We start from the raw sequence: 18,639 nt of genomic DNA on the forward strand, positions 1-18,639 counted from the left end.
ATGAACGCCTCACTGCCGTCCGAACCCGGTATCCGCATCTCCCTCGCCGAATTGATCGAGATGCGCCACCGCGTGCGCGAAGTGCAGCTGTTTTCCACGCCGAGCCAGCGCAGCCCGCTGATCGGCCTGCATCACTCGAAATTCCGGGGCCGTGGCGTCGACTTCGATCAGGTGCGGGTCTATCAGGCCGGCGACGACGTGCGCACCATCGACTGGCGCGTCACCGCACGAACACAGGAGCCGCACACCAAGCTCTTCCATGAAGAACGCGAGCGACCGATTTTCATCATGGTCGAGCAAAGCACGCGGCTGTTCTTCGGTTCCGGGCTGATGTTCAAATCGGTGCTCGCGGCGCAAGCGGCGGCGCTGATCGGCTGGGCTGCGCTTGGCCACAACGACCGGGTCGGCGGACTGGTGTTCGGTGACAACGAGCATTACGAAATCAAACCGCGCCGCAGCAAGCAAAGCCTGCTGCAACTGCTCAACCGCTTGGTGAAGGTCAATCAATCACTGCACAGCGAGCGGGAGCCGGATCGCGATGCGTTTGGTGTCGCGTTGCGCCGGGCCCGTGAAGTGTTGCGCCCGGGCAGTCTGGTGATCGTGATCTGCGACGAGCGCGCCTTGAGCGACAGCGCCGAGCAGCAACTGAGCCTGCTGTCGCGCCATTGCGATCTGCTGATGCTGCCACTGTCCGATCCGCTGGACCACGCCCTGCCCGCCGCCGGGCTGCTGCGATTCGCCGAGCGTGGCGCACAACTGGAACTCGACACACTGAATTTCGATCTGCGCCAGACCTATCGCGCCCAGGCCGAAGCGCGCATCGCCCGCTGGGAATTGCTCGCGCAGAAACTGCGGGTGTTGCTGATGCCTCTCAGCACCCAGAGCGAAATGGTCGAGCAGATGCGCGAGTTCCTCAACCCGCAGCGCCCGGGGAACGGTCGATGAACGGCCTCGAACAACTGCAACCGCTGATTTCCCCGCCACCGATTGCCTTCTGGCCTCCGGCGCCGGGCTGGTGGTTGCTGCTTTTGCTGCTGCCGCTGATCGGCTACGCGTTGTGGCGTCTGCGCCGCTTCATTCCGATCAAGAAGAAACCCGTCGTGCGCGCCGAAATCCCGCTTGATCCGGTGCGCATTGCCGCGCTCGCCGAACTGGCGCAAATGGTCAAACCCTACGACGGCGCACCGGCTGGCGCCTGGCTGCAGCAGCTCAACGGCCTGCTCAAACGCCTGTGCCGCAACCATTACCCCTACAGCCAGAGCCATACGCTCAACGGGCGCAAGTGGCTGGCGTTCCTCGACAATCGTTGCCCCGCCGCCGGCCTGACCCGCTGGATGGTGCTCGTCGAGGGCGCTTACAAACCCGAATGCAAACTCGACGACAAGGCCATCGCCGGCCTGACGCAAGCCGTCGATACGTGGATCCGCAAGCATGTTTGAATTCGCCTGGCCGTGGATCTTTGTGCTGTTGCCGCTGCCGTGGCTGATGCGCCTTGTGCTGCCGGTGGCCGACAGTGGCGAGCCGGCGTTGAAAGTGAGCTTCCTCGGTGATCTGGAAGGCCTCGCCCGCCGCCGCGCCCGGGCCAATCTGCCGGCGTGGCGCCAGCAGGCACCGTTCATGCTGCTGTGGCTGTTTCTGCTGATCGCCGCCGCACGCCCGCAATGGCTGGGCGAGCCGTTGCCGATTGCTGCGAGCGGTCGCGATCTGCTGGTGGCGGTGGACGTGTCCGGTTCGATGGACTTCCCCGACATGCAATGGAACGACGAAGACGTCAGTCGCCTGTCGCTGGTCCAGCATTTGCTCGGTGACTTCCTGGAAAGCCGCGACGGCGACCGGGTCGGTTTGATCCTGTTCGGCAGCCAGGCTTATCTGCAAGCGCCGCTGACGTTTGACCGGCGCACCGTGCGCGTGTGGCTCGACGAAGCGCGGATCGGCATTGCCGGCAAGAACACCGCGATTGGCGACGCCATCGGTCTGGCCCTGAAACGCCTGCGCATGCGCCCGGCGCAGAGCCGCGTGCTGATTCTGGTGACTGACGGCGCCAACAACGGCGGAGAGATCGAGCCGCTGACCGCCGCAAAACTGGCGGCCAACGAAGGCGTGAAAATCTATCCGATCGGCATCGGTGCCGATCCCGAAGAGAGCGGCGCCACCGCACTGCTCGGCGGTAACCCGACCCTCGACCTCGACGAGCCGGCACTCAAGGCCATCGCCGACGCTACTGGTGGCCGTTATTTCCGTGCCCGCGACGGCAAGGAACTGCAAGCGATCAAGGACACCCTCGACCAACTGGAGCCGGTGGCCCAGCAACCGACCCAGGCGCGCCCGGCTCAGGCCTTGTATCAATGGCCACTGGCATTGGCGTTGCTGTTGAGCATGTTGCTGGTCGCCCGTGAATTGTGGCCGGACAACCCGCTGCAACGGCTGTTCACCAAGGAGCTGTATCTGCAAAGCCCCCTGCCTGACTGGCGCGAGCGCCTCAAGCGTTTGCGTCTGCGGAGGCGCCGATGATCGCCCTCTGGCCGCACTGGTTCCGTCCTTGGTGGTTGCTGCTGTTGCCGCTGCTCGGCTGGCTGATCTGGCAGCTCTGGCACCGGCAGAAACGCGCCGGGCGCTGGCAGATGATTCTGCCGCCGGCGTTCCATGCCGCGCTGCTCAGTGGCGGCAGCGGTCGCGACAGCAAACTGCCGTGGGTTGCATTGGGTGTTGCGTGGTTCCTGACGATCCTGGCGCTGCTCGGGCCGAGCTGGGAGCGGGTCGAACAAACCAGCCAGAAGCCGGCGGATCCGCTGGTGGTGGTGCTGGAGCTGACCCCGGAAATGCTCGCCACCGACTCGCCGCCGACGCGTCTGGAACAGGCCCGGCGCAAACTGTTCGATCTGCTCAAAGCACGCAGCGATGCGCAGACCGCCATCGTCGTTTACGCGGGCAGCGCCCACACGCTGGTGCCGCTGTCGGATGATCTGGCGACCAGTCGCAATCTGCTCGATGCCCTCAAGCCGTCGCTGATGCCGGAGAGCGGCCATCGCGCCGATCTTGCCGTGAGCAAGGCGCTGACCTTGCTGGAACAAGGGGCGCTGGGTCAGGGCCGTATTCTGCTGATCGGCTCTTCGCTTTCGGAAGAAGAACGCCAAGGCATTCGCCGCGCACTGAGCGGGCAATCGGCGCAGCTGCTGATGCTCGGCATCGGCACCGCCGAGGGCGCGCCGATTGCTCAGGAGGACGGCAGTTTCCTCAAGGATGCCCAGGGTGCGATCCGCGTGCCGCAACTCGACAGCCCCGGCCTCGGTGCCTTCCTCAATTCCGTAGGTGGCGAGTATCACAGCGCGCGGCTGGATGAATCGGACTTGCGCAGCCTCGGTCTGCTCGATGGCCCGCGCAGCCTGCGCAATGACGGTCAGACCCTGCGCCTCGATACCTGGGCCGATCAGGGTTACTGGCTGCTGTTGCCGCTGTTGCTGCTTGCAGCGTGTGCCGGGCGCCGTGGCTGGTTGTTCTGTCTGCCGCTGCTCTTCTGCCTGCCGCAACCGAGCTACGCTTTCAGTTTCGAAGACCTTTGGCTGCGCCCTGACCAACAGGGTTTGCACCTGCTGAAACAGAAGCGTCCGGCCGAGGCCGCGCAACACTTCGAAGACCACCAGTGGCAAGGGCTGGCGTTGTACGAGGCCGGCGATTACAGTGGCGCCGCCGAGCGTTTCGCCGAGGGCAGCGATGCCCGCGCCCACTACAATCGTGGTAACGCCCTGGCAAAAAGCGGTGAGCTGGAAGCGGCGATCGACGCCTATGAACAAGCCCTGGAATTGCAGCCGGACTTGCGTCCGGCACTGACCAACAAGGCACTGGTGGAAAACCTGCTCAAGCAGAAAAACACCCCGCCGCCCGCCGAGCCCGAGAAGCAACCGACGCAGCAAAACGTGCCGGGCGACGAACCACCGCCCGCGACCGCGCCGCCACCGGCGATCAAGAATGACGCGCAAAGCGAGGCCCAGCCTGCGGAGTCGGCCAACGAACCGCCGCCGACCACCCCGCCACAGCCAGGCCCCAACGAACTACCGGACAGCGCGCCGGACGCGGAACAGAATACGGCCCCGACGCTGAGCCCCGGTGAGGACAACCTCGAAGGCGAGCAGCGTCAGGCACTGGAACAATGGCTGGGCAAGATCCCGGACGATCCGGGCGAACTGCTGCGACGCAAATTCTGGTACGAACAGCAACAACATCAGGATCAGGAAAACACTCGATGACCCGTTTCACCGCACTCTTGCTACCCCTGCTGATCTGCACGGCCACCGCTCAGGCGGCCGAGCTGACGGCCAGTGTGGATCGCAGTCGCCTGAACTCCGGCGAGACGGTGGAACTCACCCTCGAATCCAACGATGTCACGCAGTTCGGCAAACCGGACCTGACCCCGCTGGAACCGCTGTTCGAAGTGCGCGGCACGCGTCAGGTCAACCAGCTGAACACGCTCAACAACGAGAACCGCGCCACCACCCGCTGGATCATCACCCTGCTGCCGAAACAGAATGGCAGCGTTGAAATTCCGTCATTGAAACTGGGTGAAACACAAAGCCAGCCGATCACCGTACAGGTGGTGGAAAGCGACGTAACCGAAGAAAAGAACGTGCTCGACCCGGTGTTCATCGAGTCCAGCCTCGACCAGAGCAACGTCTATGTGCAGGCTCAGGCCGTCCTGACCCTGCGCATCTACCATTCGGTGTCGCTGTACGACGACAGCAGCGTCACCCCGTTGCAGATCACCGATGCACGGGTTGAACAGCTGGGCGATACACGCACCTACGAAAAAGACATCAACGGCGTGCGACATGGCGTGATCGAAATGCGCTATGCGATCTTCCCGCAGCACAGCGGTTTGCTGACCATCACCCCGCAAACCTTCAGCGCCACACGGGTGGACACCCAGCCTGCCAAGGACGCCAACGCACAGGGTCCGAAACCGGGCAAGGTGTTGCGAGTGACCTCTACGGAAATCCCGCTGACGGTCAAACCTAAACCCATCACTTATCCGGCCGATGCGCCGTGGCTGCCGGCCCGTAGCCTGAGCCTGAGCGAGAGCTGGAACCCGGAACCTGATCACTCTCAGGTCGGCGACTCCCTGACCCGCAGCCTGACCCTCAAGGTCGAAGGCCTGGCCAGTTCGCAACTGCCCGCCCTGCCGGCCACCGAGGCCAACGGCCTGCGTCGCTACCCGGATCAACCGGTGCTCAATAATCAGAGCAGTGAGCGTGGCCTGATCGGCAGCCGTGAAGAACGCGAAGCTTTGGTGCCGAGCCGCAGCGGTTCGATCGAACTGCCGACCGTGGACGTGGTGTGGTGGAACACCTTCGAAGATCACCTGGAACACACCAGCCTGCCGGCCCGCACCCTGCAAGTGGTGAACAACCCGAGCCTGCAGGTCGACACCCCGGCTGGCAGCGCGCAATCCTTCAACACCGCCGACAGCGAAGCGCTGTGGTGGTGGAAACTCAGCACGCTGATCCTCGCCTGCACCACCCTCCTCGGCTTCGGCCTCTGGTGGCGCGCCCGCTGGCAACCGGCAATCCTGCGCGCCGCACAAACCGGCCCGAGCCCGCGCACGCTGCTCGACGACATCAAACGCGCCAGCCAGGCCAACGACCCGCAAGCCACCCGCCAGGCGCTCGACGCGTGGGCCCGTCAGCAGCCGGAGACTCTGGCGGATATGGCAGCGCGTTTTGTGCCGTTGTCGGATGCACTCGATGGTTTGAACGGCGCGCTCTACAGCGAGACCGGGCAGCATTGGCAGGGTGAGGATCTGTGGCGGGCGATTCGCACGATTCCGACGGCGGAGCGGGTGCAGGATCCGGTTGGGGATAGTGGGTTGCCGCCGCTTTATCCGAAGTAAGCGAAAGAACACCAGCAAACGACATCAAACGATGCCGCACGTCGCGCTCGAATTTGTTTCTGGCACGATCCGCAGACCACTCGACGTGGTCTGCCCTCCTTCTTTATTTGCTTGTAAGCAGATGCTCGAGATTCAACACCGACACTCGCCCTGCCTGGTTGTTTTCCTGCTTTGCTCGCTCGATGGCCGACGCAATCAGAGCGAAGCACTTTCCCGCTTCCACACCTGAGCTTGTCATCGACCTGATCGCGTCCAGCGCCGCATACCTGACGGTTTCACTTTCGTGAAACATGACATCCAGCAATACAGCCAGGACGCGTTCATCAGTAACATTAAAAAGGGGACAGATTTATTAATCAAATAAATCTGTCCCCTTTTACTTTTTTTTCTTTTGTCTCTTGTCAGTCCCTTTGTGAATTTCCTGGTGGTTATTTATTGAAAAGCTCATACACCCATTTTGCCAATATTTCCGGCGATGTTGATTCTTTCCTCATGCATTCTTGCCCGCGATCTTTCGCAACAATAGCCAACCCCCCTTTTTCGGAAACCTCAATATACGGACCTCCAAATTCATCTACTTCAGTATCTAAAGGAAAACTCTCATAGGGGTTTCCTTGCTCCCGCGCATATTTGAAAAAACAATCGGTTAGCTGCTCAAAGTCCATCGCTAATACCCTCAAGTTACTTTATCTGTTTGATGTAACCTTGCGTCACCAACTCGTCAATGCTCATTGGCAATTGATACTGCGTCCCCATACCAGGTTTTCCAAACCAAGGGGATGCAGGTCCAGCGTTTACACCTGGGATGGGCTTCAAGACTTCATACTGCCTATAAGGAGAATTCAGGCTTGAGTCAGGCAAGGCGCGATTTTCAAACGGTACGTCAATCGGAGCCGCAAATTTACCCTGATCATTGAAGTTACCTTTATCATCATAACGACCACCAAATCTGTCAAACGTACGACCCGGCTGGAACTCGGTAATCGTCGGCTCCCTATGGAACCCCCCGTCAAAACCATTATTTTCTTTTGTTGGCCAATCAGGGCTTCCGTCAGGTTTCACCCAACGCGGATCAACACCCATCTTTTCAGCAGTCGCGACCTGCGCTGTCGTCGGGTTGACCACTGGCCCCCGCTCCCAGCCTTTTGGTCCTCCACCGCCCCCTTTTGAGCCACCAGTTCCTTCTCCCCCCTTCGTCCCGCCCTTCCCACCTCCAGGCGTTTTGATCGTCGGCGCGATGGCAGACACGCTCTGCGCTAGACCTTCAACAGCCGCCATCGCCAATTCATGACTGATACCGAGCGTCTGGACCAGCGTGTCGGCAATAGCTGCAACCGTATGCCCGGCGGTAATGCCCGCCAGCATGTTCTGGAAGCCATAGTTCTCGGTGATCAGCAGATCAAAGAGGTGAGCGGCTTCAGGTGATGCAGAAGCGGCCAGGTCTTTGAGTTTCTGGGCTTTGCTCTCCGCGTCGGCAACCAGACTGGAGAAGGGACCGCATCGATCCGGATTGGATGCACACTGTGCGACCGCCTCAATATCCTGTTTCTGGCTCAGCTCATGGTATTCGCCATAAGCCTTGTTTGCGCAGGTCGAGTCGTTTCCGCAGTTGATCATCTCCTTCGCAGCGCGCTCAAGATCCGAGTGCGACAGGTAGTTGTACTGCGTAGCCGTGGCCGCAATGTTCGCAGCGATATTGGGGTCGGTCCCGGCAAGCACAGCAGAAAGCACGGCCATCAACTGCGACATCGCCAACAGGTTGGCTTTGGACTGACCGGCCCCCGGCATATTCGGATCGTAATCGGCAGGCAGTATCAAATCCGCCAGGTATTGAACCATGGCCTCGTTCGCGCCACCCGCCAAGGCTCCGGTCTTGAAGTCTCCGCCCATGGCCATGGATTTCAGACCACCCACAAGCGCGTGCGCTGCAATCTTGGTCGGGCTTCCATCCACCAGATTCAAATTGCCGATTTTGTTGGCCGCCAGAGCACCGCCGATGTCGATAACAGCACCCAACATATTGTTGATGAAGTTATCGCCCAGGCTGCCGCCCTGCAGAGCTGTCTGGGCAAGCGTGTCGGCACTGGTCTTGAGAACCACCTGCCCTGCGCTGTTCCAGTCGAACCCGAGTTCGGTCGGGTTGTAACCAAGACCTGTACCGATCCCGCCCAGCATCCCGGAAAGCACATAGCTCTGGATGTTGTCGCTGCTGAAGACGTCTTTGAGCACCGAGCCCAAATCACCTTTGTTGCTGATCGCACTATTGGCGGCGGTGGTCTCGACGGCTATCAGAACCGCGTTGGCAACACCTGCGGTAAAGGTTCCGGCAGTGGCACCAATCAAACCTGCGCCCGCGCCCCCGGTGACCGCTGCGAGCACAATGGCCAGAACCAGTTGCGCAGCTACACCCAGCCCGGAGTTCGAGTACTTGAAGCTCTTGTGAATTTCCTCGACACGGCGCCAGTCAACGTCGCCCCGCAGTTCCGCCTCTTTGAGCCAGGCCAGTTTTGGATCAGCCGCGACCATGGTGTCGATGGTCTGACTGACACTTTGCTGGTCGATCTTTTTGATATCGATCTTCAAACCGTCAACAGCTTTGATGACGAGTTTGCCGTTGGCTGTCAGCTCGCTTTGGCGCAGGGTTTCATCCGTATTGCCCTTGCCTTTTGCCGAGTTCCATCCCGCGTTGCTGTTGCTCTTGGTATGGCTCTCATCGTGTAGATCCTTGACCCCTTCAAATGTGATGGAGCCACCACTGTCGAGCGTGATGTCGTGACCACTATCCAGTTTCGCCACTTGATAGCGCTGATCACCGGTACTTTTCAGGGTCAGGTCGCCACCCGAGGTGATCTCACTGCCCACGTGCGTGATGTTGGTGACTTCATCACGCTTGGTTTTGAGGCTGCCGAAACTGCCCTTTTTCTTCTTGTCGTAAAGCGAGTAATCCGAGTCCTGTTTGGCCAGGACCTCCAAATTGTTCCCCGCCACCAGATACGCCTCATCGCCCGCCGTCACACGACTGGACACCACACTGAGGTCTTTACCCGCATCCAGCCTGACGTCGCCGCCAGCCGAAATACCGGACATGACCTGGCTGACATGATCCTCCTGGACCGTGAGCTTCTTGCTCTTCGACAGTGAGTGGGTTTCGTCCGCCGCCGAAGTGATCAGCAAGTCTCCCGTGGCCTTGATCGATGCATCGCGCTTGGCATCGATCTGGCTCGCAACAACGGCGATATCACGTTTGGCATCGGCCTTGAAGTCGCGCCCGGCGTCGATCTCGGCACCCAGTTGGGTGACGTCGCTGCTGTTGTGGCGGTCGTCCTGGAAAACGCTGTTGTTGACCTGGACGGATGAAACGTTGATGTCGCGCCCGGCATTCAGGACCATGTCCTGGCCACTCTTCATCACGCCGCCGGCGATGTTGATGTCTTTGGCCGCTTTGACGGTCAGGTCATTGGCCGCTTCGATCCTTGCCGCGTTGTCGGCGTAGTCATGATGCTGGGTGCCAAACCGGGTGCTGTTGTCGGAGGAGGTGATCGTGCGTTCATTGGTCACGTCCCCGGTGCGAGTGGTCAGGTTCACATCGCGGCCGGTGATGATGCCGCCGGACTTGTTGACGATATTGTTGGTCGCCAGCAGGTCCAGACGGTTACCCGCCTCGATCAGGCCGCTGTTGACGATGTCCTTGCTGGCTGTCGCCGACAGGTTGTTCGTCGCCTTCAACGTCCCGACGTTGTCCAGGTTGCCGCCGGCAATCAGCGTCACATCGTTACCTGCAATCAGCGCGCCGGTCGGGCCGAGGCGGCCGTTGGCCTGGGCCAGGTACAGCACCGGCACCAGCACTTTTTCGCCGTTCACTTCGTGCTCTTCGAGCCAGACGATGTCGTGGGTCAGCGCCGCCACCTGTTCGGCCGTGAGGCCCACGCCCACCGACAGGTGGAGGGAGTCCTTGCTGGCGATGGCGTTGTCCATCAGGTAGCGGAACATGTCCTCGTTGTTGCTGCGACCGTCGATGAAGGCCTGGCCGGTTCGGGCGGTCACTGCTTGCTGGACCAGACGCTGTTCGAACAGACCGTCACCGAGGCGCTTGGCGCTCTGATCGGGGTCGTAACCCAGCTTGCCGAGCAAATAGTCCGAACTCATGAAGGACTTGAGGTTGGTCAGCGCCGGGTTGGTTTCGATCAGGTATTTGTGGCCGTTGGCCGGGGCCTTGGTGTCCGGCAGGCCGGTTACGCGAGTGACCGGTCGAGTGTCGACCGACTCCCGAGCATCATTGCCCCGACCGCTACGGCCCGGACCGGCGGGCGTTACCGGGAGATTCACGTCGAGCGTGCTGGCAACCGCCTTGACCATCGTCGGGTCACGTCTGAAGGTGTCGACGGCGCGAGTGCTGTCAGAGACCGGCGCGGGCGTGTCGACCAACAAGCTGCGCGGGCCACCGCTGCTGCCTGCGACCAGATGCTGCTCGGCGTTGACCGACTCACCGGCCACGGTCCAGGTCGGTGATGGTCCGGTGGCGACGACCGGGGCAAGATCACTGGCCCCCTCGGTGCTCATACGGAACAGGCCTTTGTCGCCGGTTGGCAGGGAGAAGCCCGGCAGGGTCAGCGGGTTGACTTGCTGTTGCGCCAGATCAGGCGGCAACTGGCTGTTGACCCGGATGACGGTTGTGCCGGTCGCGCCCACGTTGGTGTTGCCGACCTTGTTGGCACCGCCGGTGGAGCCGTAATCCTGATGGATGACGCTGTTTTTCAGATCCTGGGTGGCGGTGATCGATACGTTGCCGCCAGCCTGGATGACGGCGTTGCGACCGGAGTTTACGCTGCTGCCATCGCGCGCGATTTCCTTGTCGTCCCTCAGCTCAAAACCCTGCAATCGGGTCGGCATTTGCACCAGGTTATTGGCGTCGTACTGAGATTGAAGGCTGGTGTTACCCCAGGCGTATCCGGACAGGGTAAGGTCGCTGACCCCCTTGTTCGTCACGGAATCCTTGATCGTGATGACACGGATCATGCCACCATCATGGCCTTTCTCACGTTCGGTGCCGGAGGTCACGACACCCTGAGCGAATTGGCCAGTGCCGTCGATGTAGTAGACGTTGGGGAAATCAGGGTTGTTACGCTGGTTGTACGCCACCACCTCAGGCATGAACGTGTTGAACGAGCCCGAGTCGATTGCACCGGTGCGATAGATACGCGTCCGTTCGACGCTGCCACTGACCGCGCCGACGTTCCTCATATTGGTGGCGTTGATGGTGATGTTGCCCGACGCACTGAGGGTACTTTTGCTGTTGAGGAATTCACCGCCGTTGAAAACGAAATCGCCACCCGCCCTCAACAACGAGGACGCCGTGGTGTCGTTGTCCTGACCGCCCTCGAACACTTCACGGGCAATCAGGTTGACGTCGTAGGTGCCACCCGAGCAATCGCCACACTGCACGGCGATGAAGCCGGACACCAGCTTGCGATTCAGAGCGAAGTTTTGCGTGCCGTCATCGCCGGAAGTACGGTTGGCGAAGTTGGCAGCGTCGATCTTGAAAGTCTTTCCACTTTCCATCGAGCCCGACAGGTTCGAGACCTGGCTGGCCTGCGCAGTGCCATAGCCCTTGATGGTCACGTTGCCCAGACCGTAGAAGTCGCCGTTCTGGTTCGTCAGATTGCCAACACTCAGCGTCATGTCGTTGCCGCTGAAAATCAGCCCGCGATCATTGAGCAAACTGCCGGTATTGATGTTCAGGTTCTGCGCCGCGCCCAAGGTGCCGTAGTTGGCGACACTGCCGGCGTTGACCGTCAGATCTTCACTGGACGTGATGCGGCCCGAGTTGATGAGTGCTCCACCGGTACTGATCGTCGACGATCCGCCACTGGCGATGCTGCCGGCGCCACCGATATTGACTTGCGCGGCGCTCAGGTTCAGCCCGCGCAGGCTCGACATCCGGCCATTGCCGCCATAGGTGCCGCTCAGTTGCATGTCGATGACGCCATCGCTGGCGAGAAGACCGTCGTTGCTCCAGTTGCCTCCGCGTATCTGCAGAAGATCGGAGGCCAGCAGTTTGCCGCTGGCACTCTGGCTGAATTGCCGGACATTCACGTTCAGGCGTCCGGCCTGGATCACGCTGGAGTTGTTCCAGGTGTCAGCCGTCAGATCGAGCAGCCCGCCCGTGGTGATGCTGCCACCCGCACCGAGCACATTGGCCGTGGAGATATCGAACCGGCCACGTCCGACATGGTTGAGCTGGCCCCCCTCGTTGAGGAAGCTACCGACGGCCAGCGTCATATCGGTGTTGGCGGTTTCCAGCACACCATTGCGGTTGTCGAGCAGACCGCCAATCTGGAATTCGGTCTTGCCGTCAGTCCCCAGCGAGCGCAGGCGACCATTCTGGTTATTGACGCTGGCGGCTTTGACGGTCAATTGGCTGTTGCTTTCAATGACACCCGCGCCGTTGCTCAATGCACCGCTCAAACCGAAGTCGATGCGTTGACCGGCGATCTGCCCGGCGCCGTTGTCCAGGCTCGAGCCCGTTACGCCGACCAGTCCCTTGGCATAGATCACGCCATTGCGGTTATCGAATGCGGCGGTAGTAATGTTCGCGTCGGTGCCTTGCGCAGAGAGACGCCCGCCGTTGTTGTCGAGGCCGGCCAGTGCCGACAGCTTCAGGCCCTGCGCCTGGATGACGCCACCCTGGCGGTTGTTGTTCAGGTCGAAACCGTTGCGCAGTACGCCGACGGTTCGCGCCTCGAGCGCGCCCTTGATGCTGGACAGAATGCCGCCACGGTTGTCGATGTTGGCCGCGCTGACAACCACACTGCCCTCTTGGGCGATGACTTTGCCGCTCTGGTTATCGAGGTCGCCCGCGATATCGAGGGTCAGGCCGGTCTGGCTCTGGATCGCCCCTTTACCATTGGCGAGGCTGGCGGCTTTGAGCTGCAAATCGGCGTTCTGGCTGTAGATCAGGCCGTCGCCATCGTTACGCACCGCTGCACTGGCGGTGATCTGCAATTGATCCTTCGCCGCAATGGTGCCGGCGCCGCCGTTGTCGAGGGAGCCGGTCAGCAGTTGCAGTGAGCCCTGGCTGGCGATCTGACCGTTGCGGTTGCTTAAATCCGTGACGCCTTTGATCACCACCGGGCCTGTGCCGGCCAGTTTGCCGGCGTTGTTGTTCAACTGCCCCGCCAGGTTCAGGGTGATCGCATCGTTGGCAGCGAACTTGCCGGCGCTGTTGTCCAGGCTAGAAGCGCTGGCGTTGATCGCCCCGAGTGCGTTGATGGAGCCATCGGCGTTGGTCAGCGCAGCGCTGGTGATGTCCAGTGCGGCGCCGCTGTTGATCAAGCCGCCCTGATGGTTGTCGAGTGCGCCATTGAGCGTGAGGGTCTGCCCCGCCACGCTGCTGAGGATGCCCTTGTTGCTGTTGTCCAGACTGCCGGCCTTGACGTCCAGATTGCCTTGCGCGACCAGTGCGCCGGCGTTGCTGTTGAGCAGCGCGTCCTTGAGCTCGACGCTCACGTCACCATTGCGGCTGGACAGCGTGCCGCTGTCGCGGTTGTCCAGACTGTCACCGTTAACGCTCAGTGCCTGCCAACCCGACATCAGGCCATTCCGGTTGGTCAGTGTGGTGCCGCTGATCTTCAGTTTTTCGCCGCTGATCAACTTGCCGGCACTGTTGTTCAAGAGCCGCCCGATGACATCAAAACCCAGGTTGCTGGAGATTTCGCCATCCTGGTTGTTCAGGTCGCGCAGGCGTTTGAGGGTCAGCGGTCCCTTGGCGGTCAGCAAGCCGTTGCGGTTGTCGAGATCGCCATTGGTCAGATCCACGGTTACGGCTTTGTCGCCCAGCAGACGCCCGCCGTTCTGGGTCAGCGAGGTCAGGGTCAGATCGATGTCACCGCTGGCGGAGACTTCGCCACCGTTGCTGGAGTCCAGGGATTTCGCCGTCAGCGACAGGCTGCCCTGACTGTTGATCAAACCTTTGTCGCGGTTGTTCAGCGCCATGGCATCGAGCGTAACGGCACTGACGCCCTGCAATATGCCGCCCTGGTTGTTCAGGTCGGCAGTGCGGACGCGCAGCGCCTGCGCCGCACTCGTCAGGCCATCGCTGTCATTGCGCAACAAGCCGTCTACGGTGAGGTCGAGGTCGCCACGGCTGATCAGGCTACCGCCGCTGTTGTTCAGGCTGGCACTGTGTGCGTCGATGGTGGCGGCGCCGATCAGGCCTTTGACGTTGTCCAGTGCCTGGGCGATGCGCAGGGTCAGACCCTGAGTGCTCAGAACTTTGCCGTTGCTGTTGTCGAGGTTCTGCGCGGTGAGGGTGAAGGCTTCGCCGCTGGAGATTTGCCCGCCCTGGTTGTTCACGTCATTGAGTTGCTTGAGCAGCAGACTGCCCGGGCTTTTGATAAGGCCGTTCTGGTTGTTCAACTGTCCGTTGTTCATGTCCAGGATCAGACTGGAATTGCTGAACAGCTTGCCGCCCTGCTGATCGAGCCCGGTGACCGATGCCTTCAACGCACCCTCACTGGCGATCTGGCCGCCATCACGGTTGATGACCTGGCCGGCAACAAGATTGAGCGTATCGGCACTGCTGAGTCGACCGGTGCTGTTATCAAATGCCCCCGTGGTGACGGTGACGGCCTTGCTGGCACTCAGGGTGCCGGCCTGGCGGTTGTCGAGGCTGCTGCTGGAGAGGATCAGAGCCCCATCGGTAACGATCGCACCGCCCTGGTTATCAACCTTGCCGCTGCTGTCGAGCGTCAGGTCCGAGGCACTGGACAGGCTGCCCCTGACGTTGGTCAGTTGCGAGGTTTTGACGGTCAACAGGTTTTCGCTGCTGACGTTGCCCTGGCTGTTGTCGAATGCACCGGTCAACGTCAGGCCCATGGCCTGTTGGCTCACCAGCTCCCCGCCACTGTTGTCCAGCGAACCGCCCTGTACACCGAAGGTTGTGCCGGCACTGATCAGACCCTTGTTGCGGTTGATCAACTGTTCGACGGTCAACGTCAACGCCTGGCCGGTGAAGATTTTGCCCGCGTCGCTGTTATCAAGCTTTTTACCGGTGACCTGCAGATCGCTGTTGGTGCTGATTTCACCGCCACGGTTATCCAGGTCAACGACATTCAAGGTCAGGGCCTTCGTCGAGCCCACCAGACCGTTCAGGCGGTTGTCGAGCGCTTCGGCATCGATTTTGAGCACGCCCGTAGCGATCAACTGGCCGTGCTGGTTGTCGAGTTTTTTCGCCTGCACCGTCGCATCGGATTTGCCGACAATGTTGCCGGCACGGTTATCCAGAGTCTGATCCGTGGCGAGCGTCAGTTGGCCGTCGCTGCTGATCAAGCCCTCGCGGTTGTCCAGGCTGTCGCTGTGGCTATCCAGCGATGCCGCGGAAATGACACCTTTGGTGTTGTTCAGCGCTTGTGCGATACGCACGACCAGACCTTGCTGGCTCAGCAGTTTGCCGTTGCTGTTATCGAGGTCATGGGCAGCGAACGTGAAGGCTTGCTGGCTGGAGATCTCACCACCCTGGTTGTTCACGCCATTGAGTTGCTTGAGCAGCAGTTCGCCGTGGGCGTTGATCAAACCGTTCTGGTTGTTCAACTGACCATTGTTCAGGTCGAGACTCAGACTGGTTTTGCTGAACAGCTCACCACCCTGCTGATCGAGCCCTCGCACCGACGCATTCAGGGCGAGTTGACTGGCGATTCGACCTTTCTGGTTGTTGACCTGCACCGCAGTGAAGTCCAGCGAACCGCCGCTGATAATCCGCCCACCCTGGCTGTTGTCGACGTCACCGGTGACGATCCGGCTGGTATCCTTGCCGGAGATCAGGCCTTTCTGACTGTTATCGAAGCTGGCGCTGTCGAGTGACAGGGTGCTGTCGGTGCTGATGGCACCGTTGCGGTTGATGAGCGCGCCATTGCTGGTCAACGCCAGCGCACCGGCGCTGCTCAGGCTGCCGGTGCTGTTATCGATCCGCCCGGCATTGATGGTCAGTTTGCCTTCGCTGCTGATCAGGCCTTGCGTGTTGATCAGTGCATCATCGAGTGTAATCGACAGCCCTTTGAGGCTGTCGAAGGTGCCGCCGCTGTTATCGAGCGATCGGCCACTCAGGGTCGTTGCACCCTTTGCAGCGATCAGGCCTTTGTTCTGGTTGATCAGCCTGGCGACGACCAGCCCCAGGTCGGTATCGGTCAGAATCTTGCCGCCATCGCTGTTGTCCAGTCGCTGGCCCTTGATGTTCAACAGCTGGCTGCTGGAGATCTCGCCCGCCCGGTTGTCGATGTCGTCCACCGTAACGGTCAACGCTTTCTTGCTGCCGACCAGACCGCCATTGCGGTTGTCGAGTGTGCTGCCGGTCAGGCTCAGATTGCCCTGCGCGACCAATGCTCCACCCTGCTGTTGCAGTAGACCGATCGTGGCGATCAAATCGCCTTGGCTGGAAATCCGTCCTGCGGCGTTCTGCACTTCGCCGGCCTTGATGCTTACCGCACCCACCGCACTGACCAGACCCTTGGTGTTGTCCAGCCGCGTACCTTCGTAGGCAATGCCGGCCTTGCCGATGATCAGCCCGTTGTCACGGTTGTCCAGGCGATCGACCGTCAGCGTCGATGCCCCATCGGCCTGGATCAGCCCGCCACGGTTGTCCGCCGTATCGCTGCGCAACTGCAGCGTACCCTTGCCGGAAACCTTGCCATCACGGTTATCGAGATGCCCTGCCCGCACATCGATAGCGCCTTTGGCGGTGATTTCACCCTTGTTGCGGTTGTCGAGCAGACCGCCGACACGCACCACAAGTCGCCCGTCACTGACCACTACCCCGGCGTCGCGGTTATCGAGACTGCCGGCCTTGAGGTCGAGTGCCAGCGCCGAACCGAGCACACCGTCGCGATTGTCCAAGGCGGCGCTCAGATCGATGTTGAGCCCAAGATCGCCAAGAACCTGACCGCCGACGTTATTCAACGCCGTACCGTTGAGTCGCGTGACCCCGGCACTGGAAACCTCGCCACTGCTGTTGTTCAACTGACCGATGGTGGCTGTCACGCCCCCCTTGCCGTTGATCAAGCCGCGGGTATTGAGCGCCTGATTGGCGGTGACGTTAAGCGCACCATTGCTCAGGACTTGACCGTCATTCTGGTTGTCCAGTGTCCCGGCAACCACATTGAGGTTTTGAGCCGCACTCAGGGTGCCACCCTGGTTGCTCAGGACCTGCGTGGCATTCACCGCAAGATTGCGACTGGCCACGATGCTCTTGCCGTTGTTGACGACAGTTTGCGCACTCAGGCTCACATCACCGTTGGCATTGCGACCGCCATCGGCATTCACCCCGGCTTCGATGACCCCACCGTTGGTGATTTGCCCACCGGCGCTGAGGTTGATGCTGTCCCGGGCCGCGAGGGTTTGCTGGTTGTTCAGATTGCCTTGGGTTTGCACGTTCAGTGCCGTACCGGCGTAGACCGGTCCACGCGCATCGAGGCTGGCGGCTTTGACGTTGACTGCGCCGGTGGCCGAGGTATCGACCATGCTCAATTGACCGTTGGCATCGAGCTGGATGTCGCCGCCGCTGGCAATCAGCTTGCCGTCGAGTTTCACCCCGACCCCGGCCTCTGTGCCGACCAGTTTGATCGCCCCGGCGTACATGCCGCCCAGTGCCGAGGAGTCGATAGCCAGCTGTGGCTTGGCGCTGCCGTCATCGGCGCGGGCCGTGGCATTGAGGTTGTCGGCGTTGACGTCGTTGCGACCGGCGATGATGGCGAGGTTTTTCGCCTGAATCTCGGCGTTGATCTTCGCGCTGCGGGTGATGATTTCGAAACGGTCGACGTTGGTCGCATTGAGCCCGGCGCCTTCGATGGCGACCGAACCCTGATCGACCTGGAACCGGTCCAGTCGGCCGCTGCCATCGAGCACCGGTTTACCGGTGGTCAAGGTCACGCGCGGCGTATTGATGAAACCGCAACCGTTGCAACTGATGCCGTACGGGTTGGCAACGATGACTCGCGCCGACTGCCCTGCCACTTCGGTGTAACCGCGCAGCTGGCTCGGGCTGCCGCCGATGACCTCGTTGAGAATCGCCTGGGCCGACCCGCTGTTCTTCAGGTGCGGGTTATCAATGATGTAGCCGCCCAGTTGAGTGGAGGAAGCCTGACTGGAACCGTTGTTGAGGATGACGCCCTGGGCGCTGACGTTGTACTCATGAAACTGGTTGTGCGACAGGCCGCTGCCGTTAGGCGTGGCGATGTTGATGATTTGTACGCCGTTACCGGCGCGGTCGAGGGTGGTGCCGGGGTTGGCCACCACGATGCCGTCGGCCTGGGCCCACATCGGTTGCCAGAACATGACGTTGGCCAGCAGAAACGCCAGCCCGCGCTTGGGCATGCCCCAAAAAGTATCGCGTTTTTTTACGGCCGCAGATGGCAGGCGAGCGAGAAAGGCGTACTGGCGAACGTCCATGTCGAAGGTCTCAATGCAACAAACGGAAATGGGCAGGCAGACCGCAGGCGCAGCGCTTCCCGACAGGCATTCACACGACGCCGGTCGACCGAGAAGTGAGTAAGAGGAAAAGTTGCCGGGGCAACCTGGATGTAGCGGGATCGGTCACGGAGCAGGCCGCGACACATCTGCCAGCTCCCTCATAGCAGCACACTGATGTCACAATAGTGGCGCGATATTAGATGGCCACTATTTTGGCGTCAATTAATGTGTGAGTCCGTGCAAGGTTGCCGACGAACGGTAGTAATACAGTCATACTTTTCGGGAGATGGCTTCTAAAT

Annotated in this window: 7 protein-coding genes; 5 read left to right on the top strand and 2 right to left on the bottom strand. The window is 60.9% G+C overall.

Features of this window, described 5'->3' with window-relative positions; translation table 11 throughout:
* Genes AC07NR_RS08880 through AC07NR_RS08900 form a run of 5 tightly spaced genes read left to right on the top strand, consistent with a single transcriptional unit; the run spans position 1 to position 5,881 of the window.
* Positions 1-945 (top strand): DUF58 domain-containing protein, encoded by a 945-nt coding sequence (locus tag AC07NR_RS08880; protein ID WP_248740690.1) that lies wholly within the window; start codon positions 1-3, stop codon positions 943-945.
* On the top strand, positions 942-1,439 hold the full coding sequence (locus AC07NR_RS08885) for a DUF4381 domain-containing protein (RefSeq protein ID WP_085734027.1): 498 nt from the start codon (positions 942-944) through the stop codon (positions 1,437-1,439). Before AC07NR_RS08880 ends, AC07NR_RS08885 begins: the two co-directional genes overlap by 4 nt.
* Positions 1,432-2,511 (top strand): vWA domain-containing protein, encoded by a 1,080-nt coding sequence (locus tag AC07NR_RS08890; RefSeq protein WP_192551884.1) that lies wholly within the window; start codon positions 1,432-1,434, stop codon positions 2,509-2,511. Before AC07NR_RS08885 ends, AC07NR_RS08890 begins: the two co-directional genes overlap by 8 nt.
* Positions 2,508-4,244, top strand: coding sequence for a tetratricopeptide repeat protein (locus AC07NR_RS08895; protein WP_495078370.1), 1,737 nt, complete (start codon positions 2,508-2,510; stop codon positions 4,242-4,244). Before AC07NR_RS08890 ends, AC07NR_RS08895 begins: the two co-directional genes overlap by 4 nt.
* Entirely contained in the window at positions 4,241-5,881 is a 1,641-nt protein-coding gene (locus AC07NR_RS08900; RefSeq protein ID WP_495078371.1) for a BatD family protein, read from the top strand. The genes AC07NR_RS08895 and AC07NR_RS08900 overlap by 4 nt, the downstream gene beginning before the upstream one ends.
* 428 nt (positions 5,882-6,309) lie before the next feature.
* On the opposite strand, the gene AC07NR_RS08905 is transcribed toward AC07NR_RS08900, so the two are convergent.
* Both AC07NR_RS08905 and AC07NR_RS08910 read right to left on the bottom strand, forming a co-directional pair.
* Entirely contained in the window at positions 6,310-6,546 is a 237-nt protein-coding gene (locus AC07NR_RS08905) for a hypothetical protein (RefSeq protein ID WP_248740694.1), read from the bottom strand.
* Positions 6,547-6,562: 16 nt separating this feature from the next.
* A complete protein-coding gene (locus tag AC07NR_RS08910) occupies positions 6,563-18,319 on the bottom strand; it encodes a two-partner secretion domain-containing protein (protein ID WP_495078372.1) in 11,757 nt (3,918 codons plus the stop codon).
* Positions 18,320-18,639 lie beyond the last annotated feature (320 nt).

The sequence above is a fragment of the Pseudomonas sp. GW821-FHT09C09 genome, assembly GCF_059418105.1.